General features: G+C 48.1%; 13 protein-coding genes. 1 reads left to right on the forward strand and 12 read right to left on the reverse strand.

All coding sequences use genetic code 11. The features are described 5' to 3' along the window. Positions 1–247 precede the first annotated feature (247 nt). The 12 genes from SMSP2_RS09295 to SMSP2_RS09350 form a co-directional block, all read right to left on the reverse strand. Complete coding sequence (locus SMSP2_RS09295; RefSeq protein ID WP_146683682.1) at positions 248–1,306, reverse strand: NAD-dependent epimerase; 1,059 nt, start codon at positions 1,304–1,306, stop codon at positions 248–250. 225 nt (positions 1,307–1,531) lie between these two features. After that, a complete protein-coding gene (locus tag SMSP2_RS09300; RefSeq protein ID WP_146683683.1) occupies positions 1,532–1,933 on the reverse strand; it encodes a HEPN domain-containing protein in 402 nt (133 codons plus the stop codon). Next, complete coding sequence (locus tag SMSP2_RS09305) at positions 1,926–2,237, reverse strand: nucleotidyltransferase domain-containing protein (RefSeq protein WP_146683684.1); 312 nt, start codon at positions 2,235–2,237, stop codon at positions 1,926–1,928. Before SMSP2_RS09305 ends, SMSP2_RS09300 begins: the two co-directional genes overlap by 8 nt. A 103-nt stretch (positions 2,238–2,340) precedes the next feature. Further along, the gene (locus tag SMSP2_RS09310; RefSeq protein WP_146683685.1) at positions 2,341–2,673 is read right to left on the reverse strand and encodes a nucleotidyltransferase domain-containing protein; all 333 of its coding nucleotides are present in this window, start codon (positions 2,671–2,673) and stop codon (positions 2,341–2,343) included. A 113-nt stretch (positions 2,674–2,786) separates the two neighbouring features. Further along, a complete protein-coding gene (locus tag SMSP2_RS09315; protein ID WP_146683686.1) occupies positions 2,787–4,064 on the reverse strand; it encodes a nucleotide sugar dehydrogenase in 1,278 nt (425 codons plus the stop codon). Between the two features lie 135 nt (positions 4,065–4,199). Beyond that, on the reverse strand, positions 4,200–5,261 hold the full coding sequence (locus SMSP2_RS09320) for a sialidase family protein (protein ID WP_146683687.1): 1,062 nt from the start codon (positions 5,259–5,261) through the stop codon (positions 4,200–4,202). A gap of 168 nt (positions 5,262–5,429) precedes the next feature. Then, entirely contained in the window at positions 5,430–6,809 is a 1,380-nt protein-coding gene (locus SMSP2_RS09325; protein WP_146683688.1) for an FAD-dependent oxidoreductase, read from the reverse strand. A 35-nt stretch (positions 6,810–6,844) separates the two neighbouring features. Further along, positions 6,845–8,980, reverse strand: coding sequence for a glycoside hydrolase family 32 protein (locus SMSP2_RS09330; protein WP_186804660.1), 2,136 nt, complete (start codon positions 8,978–8,980; stop codon positions 6,845–6,847). 176 nt (positions 8,981–9,156) lie between these two features. Next, positions 9,157–9,471 carry a hypothetical protein gene (locus SMSP2_RS09335; protein ID WP_146683690.1) on the reverse strand — a complete coding sequence of 105 codons (315 nt, stop codon included), beginning with the start codon at positions 9,469–9,471 and terminating at the stop codon, positions 9,157–9,159. Between the two features lie 350 nt (positions 9,472–9,821). Beyond that, the gene (locus tag SMSP2_RS09340) at positions 9,822–11,129 is read right to left on the reverse strand and encodes a transposase (protein WP_146682385.1); all 1,308 of its coding nucleotides are present in this window, start codon (positions 11,127–11,129) and stop codon (positions 9,822–9,824) included. Between the two features lie 263 nt (positions 11,130–11,392). Beyond that, positions 11,393–12,568 (reverse strand): MFS transporter, encoded by a 1,176-nt coding sequence (locus tag SMSP2_RS09345; RefSeq protein ID WP_146683691.1) that lies wholly within the window; start codon positions 12,566–12,568, stop codon positions 11,393–11,395. An 80-nt stretch (positions 12,569–12,648) separates the two neighbouring features. Then, positions 12,649–13,074 carry a methyltransferase family protein gene (locus tag SMSP2_RS09350; protein ID WP_186804661.1) on the reverse strand — a complete coding sequence of 142 codons (426 nt, stop codon included), beginning with the start codon at positions 13,072–13,074 and terminating at the stop codon, positions 12,649–12,651. A gap of 167 nt (positions 13,075–13,241) precedes the next feature. Between SMSP2_RS09350 and leuS the strand changes: the two genes are divergently transcribed. Then, positions 13,242–15,791 carry a leucine--tRNA ligase gene (gene leuS, locus SMSP2_RS09355; RefSeq protein ID WP_146683693.1) on the forward strand — a complete coding sequence of 850 codons (2,550 nt, stop codon included), beginning with the start codon at positions 13,242–13,244 and terminating at the stop codon, positions 15,789–15,791. The last annotated feature ends 7 nt before the right edge of the window (positions 15,792–15,798 follow it).

The following is a 15,798-nucleotide window of genomic DNA, read 5'->3' on the forward strand; positions in this document are numbered from 1 at the left end:
ATTAAGCCTTATCTGCAGCGATTGAAGCTTTATCTGTCTGTTTTTTAATAAGGTATAGTATAAAGCACGCTGTGTTTCATTGATATAATCCATTATCTTGTAAATCATGTCTAACTGTTTTTAGATTCTAAATTCTTAATCTATTGGACAGGATTTACAAGATACACAGGATCAGTTTTAATTATTGAAATCTTGCTCATCATGTTAATCATGTCTAATGCTGTTGCAATTCCTAATTCTTAAATTCTTAATTCTTAATCGAATAGAATTTTGTATACCACTGAACAAACCGGTCTATGCCGGTCTGGATGGGGGTGGCCGGTTTGTAGCCGAGGTCACGCTCGAGGTCGGTTGTGTCTGCCCAGGTTGCCGGCACGTCGCCGGGCTGGATTGGGAGCATGTTTTTCTTCGCCTTTCTGCCGGCGGCGTTTTCTATCGCCTCGATAAAGTCTAAAAGCTGCACGGGGGAGGAGTTACCGATATTATACACCTTATACGGCGCTTTTGCGCTGGCCGGGTCGGGGCTCATCGGGTCCCAGCCGGGGTTGCCCTTTGGCGGATTGTCGATCACCCGCACCACGCCCTCAACGATATCGTCTATGTATGTAAAGTCTCGTTTCATATCGCCGTGATTGTACACATCAATGGGCCTGCCCTCAAGTATATTCTTTGTAAATATGAACAATGCCATGTCCGGCCTGCCCCAGGGGCCATACACCGAAAAAAAACGCAAACCCGTTGTCGGCAATCCGAACAGGTGGCTGTAGCAGTGCGCCATCAGCTCGTTGCTCTTTTTGCTCGCGGCGTAGAGGCTTGCGGGGTGATCGACGTTGTCGCTTGTGCTCAACGGCAGCTTATTGTTCAATCCGTAAACACCCGAGCTGCTGGCATATACGAGATGTTTGATACTGTAATGCCGGCACGCCTCGATAATCGTGGCAAAACCGGTGATATTCGAGCGTATATAAGCCTGGGCGTTTTCAAGGCTGTGCCGCACGCCGGCCTGTGCCGCGAGGCTGCATACATTGTCGAACCTTTGCTCGGCGAAGAGTCCTTCAATCGCGTCCTTATCCTCTATATTCATCTTCACGAAGCTGTAATTGCTGTATTTATAAGATTTTACCAGCTCGCCATACTCAAAATCCGCCTGCTCAAAGCCGGCATTTGCCAGCCGCCCATACTTGAGCTCAACATCATAATAGTCATTAATATTGTCCAGGCCCACGACCTCATCGCCGCGTTCTATAAGACGCTGCGCGACGAAAGAGCCGATAAACCCTGCTGTACCAGTGACTAATGTTTTCATGAATTTAAACAGGCATTAGGCAATAGGCAACAGGCAATAGTTCAAATACCTGCTAACGAATTCCCCGCGCCCTGATTTCCTTTAGATTTTAAATATTTTACCTATAATATCTTGTCGCATATCAACCATTTTCTATAATACACCAGTCAGACATTATTTACAACATTTATAAGACAGTTTTCCGTTATTTCCCAGTGTCTGATGCCTGTTGCCTATTGCCTGATTTTACTCAAAACTTTCAATTTCCAGTTTATCTGCCGTCTTCTTAAACAATTTTTCAGCAAATTCCAGCACCTGACCAACCTCCGCCTTGTCCGGCATTTCAATGTTTCCTATAGGATATTTTTCATCCATATAATACTTTGTCGCCTTTAACAGCAATCTAATTTCATCATCGCTGAATTCGATATAATCTCTTATATACTCTGCTATCTCGATTAAAATGTGTGTTTTCTTTATCTTTTTAGAAGCGTAAGCAAGGTATGCTTTCAGAGTTTTTTCTATAGCCTGCTGCAGCTCGGCACCGATAACATCCATATAATGCCCCGCGTCAAACAACACCCGGGCAGCAGTGAGGTCATGCCATGCCTTGGTCAGCCATTCTTTTGCTAAAGTCCTGTCAGCCATACAACACCCGGCCTTTCTCTAAGACATCTTCATCATAGAAGCAGCCCTCACGCAAATCTAAAAAACCCTGCGTCGCAGAAAACGTATCAAAGCCGACTTTGTATTTGCGAACCAAACCCCGCAAGGCATAGGCCGCATCGATATCATAACCGGTTTTGCCGTCCTTTTTTATCAGGAACAGGTCAATATCGCTGTCCTCGTTGGCGGTGCCGTCGGCGTACGAGCCGAACAGGATCACCTTTTCCGGCTCCAGCGGCAGGAGACATTCAACTATCTCATCTTTAATTTTATCAATATCGATCACTTTTCTATATTATACTTATTAGACATGATTTACAAGAATAACAAGACTTTTTTTATTGGCTGTTTCCTATCATAAAACCGGCTTTGATATGCTATTGCCTTGCTCATATAAGCCTCTCGCCCTGACTGGTGATCTGGCGTGAAAAACTGCTGCCCAACTCAATAAACCTCTCGTGCATTTTTCGGGTATGGACAATCAAGTCAACCGGCACGCGGCTGCGAAGAGAGCGTATCCGCCTTGAGACGTTGAGGTAAATTTCGTTCTTCTGCGACCAGTCCTGAGGCATAAAATCATCATTAGTAACGACATACAGATCAACATCGCTGTCTTCGCCAGGTGTTCCGTCGGCAAATGAGCCGAAAAGAACAACCCTGTCGGGCTTTAGCGGCGACAAACTGGCAACTATCTCATCTTTAATTTTATCAATATCGATCATTTTGTATTGTATAATATAGATATCAGACGGAATTTACAACCCCGATAAACAGAGAAGCCGGAGATTAAAGTATAATTTCCTGGCATTCTACTGCCTAATGCCTGATGCCTGAATCACGCCTTAAATATCTTCTTGCGTCCGGTTTTCACTTCTTTTGTCGCGTTTCTGGTATCTACTACGAGTTTCGCGTTTTTCACGATCCATTTATAATCGTAGTCACTGTGGTCGGTTGCGATCAAAACCGCATCGTATCCGGCCAGCGATTTCTCGGTGAGCGGTTTGCTCTTCATGCCGAGGTTATACATCCTCATCTTCGGCGTCTTCGGTATATAAGGGTCGTTATAATCAACCTTTGCACCCTTATCAACCAGCAGCTCAATCAGCTCCATCGAAGGCGATTCACGGACATCGTCGATATCCTTCTTATACGCCAGCCCGAGCAAAAGCACTTTTGAGCCCTTGAGGCTTTTCTTATGTTCATTGAGCGCATCCATAGTCCTGGCAACGACATACGAGGGCATATCGGTATTGATCTCGCCGGCAAGCTCGATGAACTTGGTCGGCATACCATACTGCCTTGCCCGCCAGGTCAAATAGAACGGGTCGATCGGGATACAGTGCCCGCCGAGACCGGGGCCCGGGTAAAACGCCTGGAAACCGAACGGCTTGGTCTTCGCCGCGTCGATAACCTCCCAGACATCAATGCCCATACGGTCAAAGAGCATTTTGAGCTCATTTACCATGGCGATATTGATGCAGCGGTAGGTGTTTTCCACAATTTTCGCCGCCTCTGCCACATCACACGAGCTGACCGGCACAAGGTGCTCAATCGCCGGCCTGTAAACCTCCATCGCCATATCCAGCGATTTTTTGTCCAGCCCGCCGACAACCTTGGCGATTGTGCCAGTGCGGAAACTCTTATTGCCCGGGTCTTCCCGCTCCGGCGAATATGCCATGTAGAAATCCTTGCCGGCTTTGAGGCCCGATTTCTCCAGAATTGGCTGCATCAGCTCACGTGTCGTGCCGGGGTATGTCGTGCTCTCAAGGACAACAAGCTGGCCCTTGCGGAGATATTTTGAGATTGTCTCGCAGGTCGTCGCGACATAAGTCATGTCAGGCTCACGGTTTTCGGTAAGCGGCGTAGGGACGCATATCAGTATCGCATCCGGTTTGCTCAGCTGTTTCATATCGGTGGTAGCCTTGAACAGCTTCGATTTGGCCATCTCGCTTACATGCTCATCGGGTATGTGTTTGAGCGGGCTTTTGCCGGCGTTTATACGTTTTACGTTGACATCGTTGATATCAAAACCGATTACATCTACGCCGCCGCCGACAAACTCTCGTGCAAGCGGCAGGCCAACATAGCCTAAGCCGACAATTCCAACCTGCATTTGGTACCTCTCAAATTAAAATTTCTCTTGTATAAAATGAATTTGGAAATTATAACGCCCTTAATCACAATTACAAGCGCCAAGTTGATTAAAACTGAATCAGCCGCCGCTAATTTATCTGGGAATTCGAATAGGTTAAAACGGCCATTTCCCGTCTTTGATGGGTTTGGTATCCAGCTTATCAAAATCAATGACCACATGCTTGATTCGTTGTCGTTTCCATGTATATGTGATATGAATGAGGCCGTCCGCCGTCTGTATTACCGCGGGGTATGAAAATTCAGCGTTTCTGGTATTTTCAAGCACCAATGCCGCCCTCCAGTTTATGCCGTCATCGCTTACGGAGACATTGAGCATTTCCCGCCCGCAGGGAACATCGCCCGTTCTTTCTCTTACGGTATGGTTATAGACCAGCAGATGTTTGCCGTTATTCAATGTTACCGCATCAAAACCGGCATTCGGGTTGGGCAGCCCCGCGGCTTCCATCCGGCTCCAGGTTTTACCGCCGTCACGGCTTTTCGACCGGCTGATTACACCCTGCCTTGTCCGGCAGAGAGCAAGCAGTTTATCGTCAGAAGATTCGTCCATAAGCCTCAATATTGTCGGCTGAATTGCCGCGAATTTATCGCCGTCATTGATTGGTCCTGTTTTTTCCCATTTATCTGCCTTATACGCATACGTCTCGAAGTGCACCCTCCAGCCGTCATCTTCTGTGCTCGATGGGCACAGCAGCGTATCAGCTTCAAGCTGTATCGGTTTATTCTTGATCGGTCCGGCAAATCCTTTGGGCAAAAGAGTTTTAGGAGACCATGTCTTTCCGCCATCCGTTGAGGTCTTCATCACTCCCCACCACTGACGCGGAGTCGGGCCGACTTTATAAAAAAGCATCAAAGGTGCATTTAAAGGTTTGTATAAAACCGGATTCCAGCAGGGGTAACGCTTATCAGAATCCTGTACGCCATTAGCGACTTCAGCCGGTTCGCTCCAGCCTGCCGAGCTCAGCCGCGAAACCCAGATGCCGACATCAGGATTCTTTTCATGCGTGCCCCCGAACCACGAGGCGACAAGGCCGTCTTCTGTTTCCGCTATCGTCGATGCGTGGCACTGCGGAAAAGACGCCGTTTCATAAATAAACTCCATGCCGAGAATCCCGGCCTGTTTCTCGTAAACGCTATGATCCGGATATTTATTACCCATAAAGCACCTGTCTGGTCTATCATTTTTAGTATCAGCTGACACCGTCGAACAGAAAATTACGACGATGATAAAAATGGATAGTTTTATTCTCATATTCACTTTAAGAGCCTTTCGTTTTATATAATCAAATCAAAAGAGGGCAAAACTTTCTGTGATAGACTGCATCATTTAAAAAACAATCTTCTGGATTTTTCTGACATCCACATCACGCGGCAAAATATTATCCTCTGCCGCCAAAGCAGCGGCAGTTCCGGCAGCCAATCCTGTAGCCATCGCAATAACCTGAACACGATAGGATGCCATAGCCTCGTGTGTACCGCTGATGCACCGCCCGGCTGTCAGCAGGCCGTCAATCTTTCGCGGAACGAGACATCCGTAAGGTATATCGTAAGGTTTAACTTTCGGATCATTTCCAAGAACATAACCGATAGCCTGTCCGGCACCGGAGGGGTTATGAATATCAATCGGGAAAGAGGCACCATGAACGACGGCACTGTCCCACTTTCGCCCTTCCAGCAGATCCTTCATCTTCAAACATTCGAGGCCCCGAATCCGCCTGGTTTCCCGAACGCCTATAACTGCGGGCATACCAGAGACATAAGCATTTTGAAACCCGGGAGCCTTCTTCTTTAAAAATTTAATTATCGGCTCGGTCTGCCGCCTGCAGTAAAGTTCCGCTTTCGTCAGGTCACTCACATCCGTACCGTCCAACCCATTTACCTGTGTGGCATTTATTATCCGGTCTTCATTCCGCTGAGCGGTATATGTCCTCACAAAGCCTACTTCCGGGGGCAGTTCACCGCGGCTGCAGGCCTGCTGCGTCAGATCATTCCATGATCGGCCGTCAGGAAACCGGTAATCTCTCCTGCCGCCGTTGGCTTCCATTGTCTCAGCGTGGTTTATTCCGGAGACACGGAACATGATTGTCATTGGCTGACACAGACCGTCGGCTTCCCACAATGAGCTCTCTCCTCTGCCAATGTCGAATTCTGCCCCGGCACCAAAAGCGACATCTCCGTCACCGGTAGCATCTACCGTAACTTTCGCACTAAGATCAACCAGACCCTGCTTGGTCAATATTCGTATGCCATTAACCCGGTTATTCTCGCAAATCGGCTCAACAACCGGAGCGTGCAGGAGAAAACCTGCGCCGGCATCTTCAAGAAGCTCTGCATATTTAAGGTCTATGAACTCATAATCAACCCGTCGGCCACCAAGATACTTCAGGATTTTATCAACCCAGGGGCTTTGTACCTTTCCCATAAGCGGGCCGACCATCGATTGAACCGCCGCACCGCCCAACCTGCCGTAACGCTCTACAAGAAGCGTTTTTCTGCCTTGGCGTGCCGCCATTATTGCGGCGGCAATACCGGAGGGCCCACCGCCGCATACAATCACATCAACAGAAGGCAGAGATGTCGAATTGTTTTCATGAGTCTGCGTATTCGATACTGCTAAACCCGGGGTTACGCAGGGCCCCAAAGCCGCACCAACTGCCAGAACTTTGAAAATATCTCTGCGATTTAAAAGGTTTAATTGAGAACGCATAAAAGGTCTCCTCGCATATATTTACTACATAAATACTAATACCAGATATTTAACATAGGATAAACCGTCAGCTCATCGATGATAAGATCGCCTTTAAACTCAAGTATCCGGCTCTTCTCGTCATAAAGAGCGCTGACGGCATAAGCCGCTTCACCATTATTCCAGAATGCCTCAACAATACCCCTGTCAATGAGAAATCTCACGGTCAAAGTATTATCAGTATGAATCATAGTTGAGCATTCCTGTCTATTGTTTTTATTCAAAGTAAGCCAGCCGGTTGACGGCACGAAATTGAAATCCAGTAAATCATTGATCACAGCACCAACTGAATTACCCGGCTGCAAACGAATACGTGCCTCAACGTCTAAGGGAATACTATTATCAAGAGCACCCAGCTTCCGGTTTGCAGAAGCAGCTGATATATTTTCTGCTTTAATGAGCGGACTGCCTCGAAGATCTTTTAGCTCCTCTACCGGCTCCATACAGAGGCTCTCTATTCCCCCTGCGTTTTTCAGGGTAAGACGTAAAGGCATGGTCGCACACTGGTTAAACAGCTCACCCTCGAATGATTCGCCATTACTTCTGGACCAGCCCATCATGACGATTCTGTCTTTGGGATCATTTACAAACGTCAGCGCTCCATAGAAATTTGGCCCCTGGTGAGCCACTCGAATATCAGAGATCGGCTCAAAGTTAATGCCGTCAAAGTGTCCAAGCTGATAAGCACAGTTGATTTTGGGCTCTACAGCCCGGTAACATCCGTACAGCACCCAGACATCTTCACCTGTGGCTGGAGATTCCAACTGGAAGAATTCAGGACATTCGTACCAGCCTGGAATATTGCTGACAATATCCCAATCTAACAGATTTTTGGAACGCAAAATATAAAATCCGTCGGGCCCATGGGAAGTTTCGTCACTGTAAAGCAGCATTACATAGTGTTTTGACGGCTCATGCCATAAAACCTTGGGATCACGGGTTGAGCTGCCAAGATCCTTGAAAACAGGGTTTCTCGAATAGCGGTTCCAGGTTTTCCCATCATCGCAGCTCATTGCGATATGCTGACTGTTCGGATTCGACGCAGTACCCGTAAAAAAGAGTAAAGGGAAAGGCCGTTTATCAATTTTATCATTTATGCCCCGGACTGTTTCGTTTAACAGCAGTGCGCTTCCGGAATAACAATTCCCAGTCTCATCCGGAAACAGAGCGATGGGCCGCTCCTGCCAATGCATCAAATCGCTGCTTACCACATGGCCCCAGTATTTGTTAAATCCGCGGGTTGGAGGCCCGCCGGATAAAGGGTCATGCTGAAAGAACATATGGAAAACCCCATCCAGCCAGTAAGGGCCGTTTATATCATTCATCCAGCCTATTCTCGGGCTGAAATGAAAACGAGGCCTGTTTATGCCCTTATAGGCGTTTTCATCTATTATCTGCTTATCGGATAATTCAAGATTATCAAGAACTTTAGCGTTGCTTGATCTGAAACAGAACTGAACCGTCTCTCCCATGAATTCACGCACATCATAAGAATACCAGAAATCAGGTTTTTCACCCTGTGAAGGAAATTCCAAATCCATGAATCGCAAAATCCTGCCGTCTTTTTCAATTGTGAAAGTCTCGCCTCTTTCTTCACGAAGCATCATCGGCAGCTGAATGTATCCGGCATCAATAAGAATCTCTCGTTTTAACTGCATCAAAGCCCCTTCCGCAAGTTCATTGCTCTGAAAAATGTGGTCAACATTGATATGTCCCCAGCCGCCCCTGAGACTGTCGATAATCCGAAGGCGAGCCGTCTTACCCATAAACGGCTCCACGTCCCAACCTGATGGAGAAAGTGACTCACTGCCGCCAGGTGTAACATTAGGGCCCGCAGCAGTACGCACGACTTTGCCCCCGACTTCGAGGTTCATACAGGTCTGGCCGGCAAAACCGCCTCCTCCTATGAGAAAATTTATATACTTACGCTCAATCTTAAATAACGGGCTGGTAAGCGTACCAACTAATTTGTCTTTACTGCTGACCAATCCTTTACCAATGTAGGAAGTTTTCTTCTCACGCGGCAGCGGGCCGCCGGCAGGCCCGTCACCGAAAGCATCACCAGTAACAACCCAGTCCCCATAAGTTTCTGCTTCAAAATCATTAATCAAAATATCTTTTTCTGTGCTCACCGCAGCAATACCTGTATTTAAGATAACAAAGAACAAAATACCGACTGGTAGAAAAGAAAACAGCGATTTATGCATATTGATTCCTTCTTGAATTTGCAATGTTCTATCCAGTTTCCATGCTGCGATAAGTGCGATAGAGAACCGGAATATAAGACTTTTGGGAAAAGTCAAATTATTCACTCTTCTTTATTTAGCTCTCTTATATAAAAATCAACTATTTTTTCCACGCTGCCGAAATTCTGTTTCAGCTTTTGGACAAACAAAGAATATTCATGAGCAAAGTCAACTTCCTTAAATTTTGCTCTTTGTTCAGGAGTCAGGCTTATATCCACCGGCTCGGACGGCTCTTTTGTAAAGTATCCTCTGCCTTTCTCGTGGTCATAGTGATAATATCGCACCTCAGGTTCTGAATTGTTGTAACATCCGCCGAAACCAAATACCGCAACTGCCAGTGCAGAATATGCTGCTGCCAATGAGAGTGTATTTACCATGGCATCCTCCTGATTCTTGCTTCCGCAATAAAAGAAACAAATCAATTTCAATATTCAGGGATAACTTAAATCCAAATACACATTTATGATACTCTTAATACCGGTTTTTGTCAAGTGCTTATGAAAAATTTTAACGAGCGAGCAATTCCGTTTGTAAGGCTTTTCAGAAAATTTGCCACAAAATACTATTGATACCCAGTAGGTTAATGCGGATTAATCGGCGTTTCCTCGGCTTGCGGGCGTGCTTTGGGGGAGCAGTCGGGGCGAGCCTGGTGTGTGTTTCTTCTGGTCGTGTGATTTTAGGCGCACCGATAGTGTGGCAGGTAGTTTGTTGGTTTGTATTTGCGTTGTTATGCGGCTGATATTTTGATCGACTCTGATTTAACCAGTGAGCGTATGTAGTGCGGCTGCTTGGTTTTCACGTACCCCAATGCCGTGCCTAACATCGTGATCAGTGCCAGGTCTACTCGCATCTGCATTTTTTTAAGGCCTCGAATATAGTGAGTTTCAAAACCAAAGGAGACATCGAGCCGACTGTTGACCCTCTCGACAGAAGTCCGTTTTTTGTATTCGTCTTTCCATTTATAGCTGTCCCGCGGCAAAGCCATAAAGATACGCGGGTCTTTTTCCAACCCGATCCTGATACTCTTGCCAATTGGACAACTCCCTGATGCGGGGCATGTCAGCCCTTGATGGTGTGCCGGGCAACCGAACTTGATACTGTCTCTATCCTTCTCAAAACCCCTGTTGCACATCTTGTTGAGTTCTCCCCCCTTGCAGCACTTGCAGAACACCTCACCCTGCTGGTTGTAATATATCCTGTCAAGGCCTTCAACCGGGCTATGTTCCAACTGCGTCATATTGCGAGTATCAACAACAGCACGTATATCGTGCTCCTTCCATAACCATAGCTTGAAATCGCCGCAATCATAGCCTTTGTCTGCCGAGAGATATTCGCACTTCTCAAGAGCCTTTGAGGGACAGGCGTCAACCAGATTGTACGCCTCTAACATATCATTGTCATTACCCGGCGTTACGATACGTGCTATCGGCAGTTCATAATTGGCATCCACTGCCAGATGAACCTTGTAACCAAATATCGTTGTTTTTTTGATAATCTTACCGTTTTTATCTGTGTAAGTTTTTGTTGCCCAGCCGCCGTCAGTATCCCTTCTGCCGTCAGGCTTATTTTCTGAACCGGAGTTTGCCGCACTCTGGATGACTTTGCTGTCAATCGCTATACGCTGACCAAAGCCGGGCAGTTCCCGGGCAAGACACTCCAGAAGATTCTGGAAAATACCGGCTACTTCTGCCGGATACTCCATAAGCGACTTGAGCAGGTTGGTATAGGCGTTTGATGATGGTACCGGGTGCTCTTTGAGAGGATCAAAACCGCAGATATCCCTGAGCTGACCGTTGCGAGAAAGCTCCCGGCGAAGAGCTTCGATGGTGTTGTGCCCAAATACGATGCCGGCAAGCATTGAGTTCCAACTGGCCCGTATCGGGTAGTCATCACGTCCATTGCCGCGGCGTTTTTCGAGTGTTTGCATTAGTTGTTCATCGTCGAGCGTCTTGAGTAACAGGTCGAGCCGCTCTAAATCTCCGAGATTTTCAACATTTTGGTAGCAAAACAAGCTGGGTTGTGGTATATTAGCCATTGGTAAATCCTTTTGTAGAATATAATATAAGTTCTTTTGGTTTAATGTCTTATATTATATCACATGCAAAATGATTTACCATTTTTCTATGGGGGCAATTTGAGGTTTTTTAATGTTTTTTTTCGCTCGAATCAGGCCTGAAGCCAGAGAAAAAGGGGGAAAATCGGTTTCACTGCCGTTGCTAAATCCACCCGCTCAACAACTTACAAACAAACGGAATAGCTCAACGAGCAGAGCATCACTCTCTAAAGCAGTGGTATGTCTCAGCTTTGGCTGAATCGTTTCTGCCCTGCGAATGTGACAACCGCGGCCGCGGCAAGTATTGCCATGCTCAGGTACAGAGCGAGGGTATATGAGCCGCTGCGGTCGGCCAGATATCCGCCGACCGCCGGGCCAATCAGGCCGGCAAGACCGTAAGCGAGGAAGCATATCGGATACAGCAGCGGGAAAGAATCGAGCCCGAAACGGCGGGAAATACTCGAAGCGTAAATCACAAAATTTGCGCCAAAACAAAAGCCCATTCCGAAAACCGATACCAAAAACAGCCAGTATGCATCCGCCATGTGGAACATCAGCATAAAACCGGCAAAACCGGCCAGCGAAACGGGAATTGTCCAGTAATGGAATTTATCAAACCAGAATCCCCATTTTATCCTGCCCGCGGCGTTTCCCAGAGCGAAAACCGAAACCGCTATCGCCGGGTCATACGCAGCCGCTACAGCCATTGGAGTGAGGTTTCCAATCACCAGCAGGCCGGAAAATGTGCCCGCGAAGATACCAATAACGCAAAGTGCAAACGGGCGGGTCTTCAGGCCGGCGTAGCTTGCGTCATTTTTGTCGGCTATTTTAGCCTCCGGCGGGAATTCCAGCAGCATAGATGCCAGAACCAGCAATGCCCCGGGGTTTATCGCAATCCAGCGGAAAAAGACCAGCACATCCATGCCGGAATAAAGAAAGTACTCCGCAGCTTCAGAGAGTATCACAGCTCCGCCGCCGAAACCGGCAACCGCAACCCCGGTGATAAGCCCTTTGCGTCTTGGAAACCACCGCATACCCACTGAAAGCGGACACACGTAGCCAAATCCTATACCTGCCCCGCTAAGAATACTTATTCCAAGCAGCAGAAGAAGATATGATGTGCCGGCAAAGGAGGCAAGCAGATATCCGCCGGCAAAAAGCAGTGAGCCTGTCAGCGCGGTCAGCCGCGGGCCTTTGCTCGAGAGGAGCCGGCCGCCGAAAATCGCGGCAACCGTAAAAACCGCAATACTAAGCCCGAAAACACTGCCGCACTGTGCTTTAGTAAGCCCTTTTGTGTCGATAAGCTGCGGCACGAATATACTCCAGGCATAGATGCCGCCCAAAATTATCTGTATAACGATTCCCGCAGCGAGGATTACCCATCGGTTTTTCACAAAAGTATCCTTTCTGTTAGATTCCATGATTTTTGCGGCTATTTTATAGAAAGCCCATCGAATATCAAGATTTTGTTGAGAAACTCCCCCTGCCGGCAGCGATATTTTTAGAAAACAAACGGTATAAAACGTTTTGTGTTCTTCATGTAATCGCGATATGACGAAAACCGTTGGATAAGCTGTCTCTCTTCATAAAGCATTTTCAGATAGAGGTCTATAACCAGTATTACCAAAAGAGCTCCCCTTAAAAGAGAGGGTTGATCAATCAAAAAGCCGATCATAGCGAGCATCGACGCGGCATACATCGGATGACGAATAACCCTGTACGGGCCGGAAGTTACAAAAACGCTTTTGTGTTTGAGCTCAGGCAGAACATGCAGATTTCCCAGACGCATATACAGCAGTGCCCAGACCATAAGGGCCGCTGCCGCCGTGATAAGAGCGAAGCCGACAAGCCCGTCAGGCACAAAATCGCCGGCGAAAATGATGCCGGCCATGCACACGAGCTGGACAAGAAAATAGACATACGACATACTGGAATGATATATCCATCTGCCAGGGCTGCATTTAAGACTTAAATCTGTATTATTTTTATCTGCCATTGATTAGGAGTAAAATAACTTGTATAAATCCGTTTGTAAAATATAATTGGAGATTTAATTATAATCACGGCAAAATGAATAGTACTGGATCGCAAGCAATGAACAAAAAAGGTTACTACAACCACACGAAAATCGAAACAAAATGGCAGAAATACTGGGACGAGAACAAGACCTTCAAGGTCAGCCTCGACAAAGACAAGCCCAAATACTATGTTCTTGACATGTTCCCCTACCCCAGCGGCCAGGGTCTGCACGTCGGCCACCCGGAGGGCTATACCGCCAGCGACATTGTCTCCCGCTACAAACGCATGAGGGGTTTCAACGTCCTGCACCCGATGGGCTGGGACGCGTTCGGCCTGCCGGCAGAACAATACGCCATACAGACCGGCACACACCCCGCCGATACCACGGGGAAAAACATCGACAATATGCGCCGCCAGATCAAGAGCCTGGGCTTCAGCTATGACTGGGACCGTGAAGTCAACACCACCGATCCAAACTACTATCACTGGACACAGTGGATATTCCTGAAGTTTTTCAACAGCTTCTTTGACGATAAACTCCAGAAGGCGCGTCCTATCGAGGAGCTTGAAATACCCGAAGGACTCAGCAAAATAGAAAAACGCGAATATATCGATAATCACAGGCTCGCCTACGAATCATACGCGCCTGTCAACTGGTGCCCCGAGCTGGGAACGGTTCTTGCCAACGAAGAGGTAGTCAACGGTGTCAGCGAACGCGGCGGCCATCCGGTTATCCGCAAACCCATGCGGCAGTGGATGCTGCGAATTACAAAATTTGCCCAGCGGCTGCTCGACGGACTCGAAGGGCTCGACTGGTCATACTCTATTAAAAAACTCCAGACCGACTGGATCGGCAAGAGCGTCGGCGCGGAGGTTGAATTTAAAATCGACCGTTTTGACCGTTCTGTAACAGTCTTTACCACGCGACCGGATACACTCTTCGGAGCGACCTATATGGTCATGGCCCCTGAGCATGAGCTGGTTGATGTGATTACAACCGATGAATTCAGAGAGCCGGTAGCCGCGTACCGTGAGGCGGCGGCAATGAAAAGCGACCTTGACCGCACCGACCTGGCCAAGGACAAAAGCGGCCAGTTCACCGGCGCATACGCCGTCAATCCGGTAAACGGCGAGAAAATCCCGATCTGGATAAGCGATTATGTGCTGATAAGTTACGGCACGGGCGCGATTATGGCTGTGCCGGCGCATGATGAGCGGGATTTTGAGTTCGCGACAAAATTCAAACTGCCGATAATTCAGGTTGTCCAGCCGGATAACAAAGAAGACGCGGCGAAGGTTGCCGCCGGCGAGCTGTGTTTCAGCGGCGAAGGCAGGGCGATAAACTCCGGAGAATTTACAGGACTTTCAACCGCGGATTTCAAGAAAAAAATAACCGCCTGGCTCGAGAAGAACAAGCTGGGCAAAGAGGCGATAAATTTCAAACTCCGGGACTGGCTTTTCAGCCGCCAGCGTTACTGGGGCGAGCCGTTCCCGATACTACATGCCGAGGACGGCGAGGTAATCGCCCTTGATGAGAGCGAGCTGCCGCTGATGCTGCCCGAGGTAAGCCAATACAAACCCAGCGGCACGGGTGAGCCGCCTCTGGCAAACGCCGGCGACTGGCTGGAGGTTACACTGCCGGACGGCCGCAAGGCAAAACGCGAGACCAACACCATGCCCCAGTGGGCGGGAAGCTGCTGGTACTACCTGCGTTACATGGATCCGCAGAATCCGGATGCACCGTTTGACCCGGAAAAACAGAAATACTGGCTGCCGATTGACCTCTACATCGGCGGCGCAGAACATGCCGTGCTGCATCTGCTGTACTCGAGGTTCTGGCACAAACTGCTGTTTGACCTGGGCTATGTTGACACGCCCGAGCCGTATCAGAAGCTGATCAACCAGGGAATGATACTCGGCGAGGACGGCCAGAAGATGAGCAAATCACGCGGCAATGTTGTAAATCCCGACGATGTCATACACGACTACGGCGCCGACTCGATGCGTCTTTATGAAATGTTCATGGGCCCTCTCGAGGCGAGCAAGCCCTGGAACATGAACGGCGTCGAGGGTGTGCACAGGTTCCTTACAAAGGCATGGAAGATGATCATTGATGGAAACGGAGAGCTCTCCGCGGATATCAGAGAAACCGCCGCGGACAAAGACACAACCCGGCTGCTGCACCAGACAATAAAAAAGGTTACCGGCGATATAGAGGAGTTCAGCTTCAATACGGCGATCAGCCAGATGATGATATTTATCAACGGCGTGAGCAAACTTGAGGTCAAACCCAAAACCGCTATCGAAAAATTTGTCCTTCTGCTGGCACCTTTCGCGCCGCACATAGCAGAGGAGCTCTGGAACAAACTTGGCAATACCCAAAGCCTCTCTCATGAACCGTGGCCGCAGTACGATGAAGAACTGACAAAAGAGAGCTCTATTGAAATCGCCGTTCAGGTACTGGGCAAAATCAAAGACCGCATAAATGTCCCGGCAGACCTTGACGAAAAAGGACTCGAACAGGCCGCCCTTGCCAGCGAGAAGATTCAGTCTGTCATCGCCGGCAAACAGGTCAGGAAGGTCATTGTCGTTAAGGGACGGCTGGTTAATATAATCGCCAACTGAAAAACAA

The organism is Limihaloglobus sulfuriphilus, from assembly GCF_001999965.1.
Lineage (GTDB): Bacteria > Planctomycetota > Phycisphaerae > Sedimentisphaerales > Sedimentisphaeraceae > Limihaloglobus > Limihaloglobus sulfuriphilus.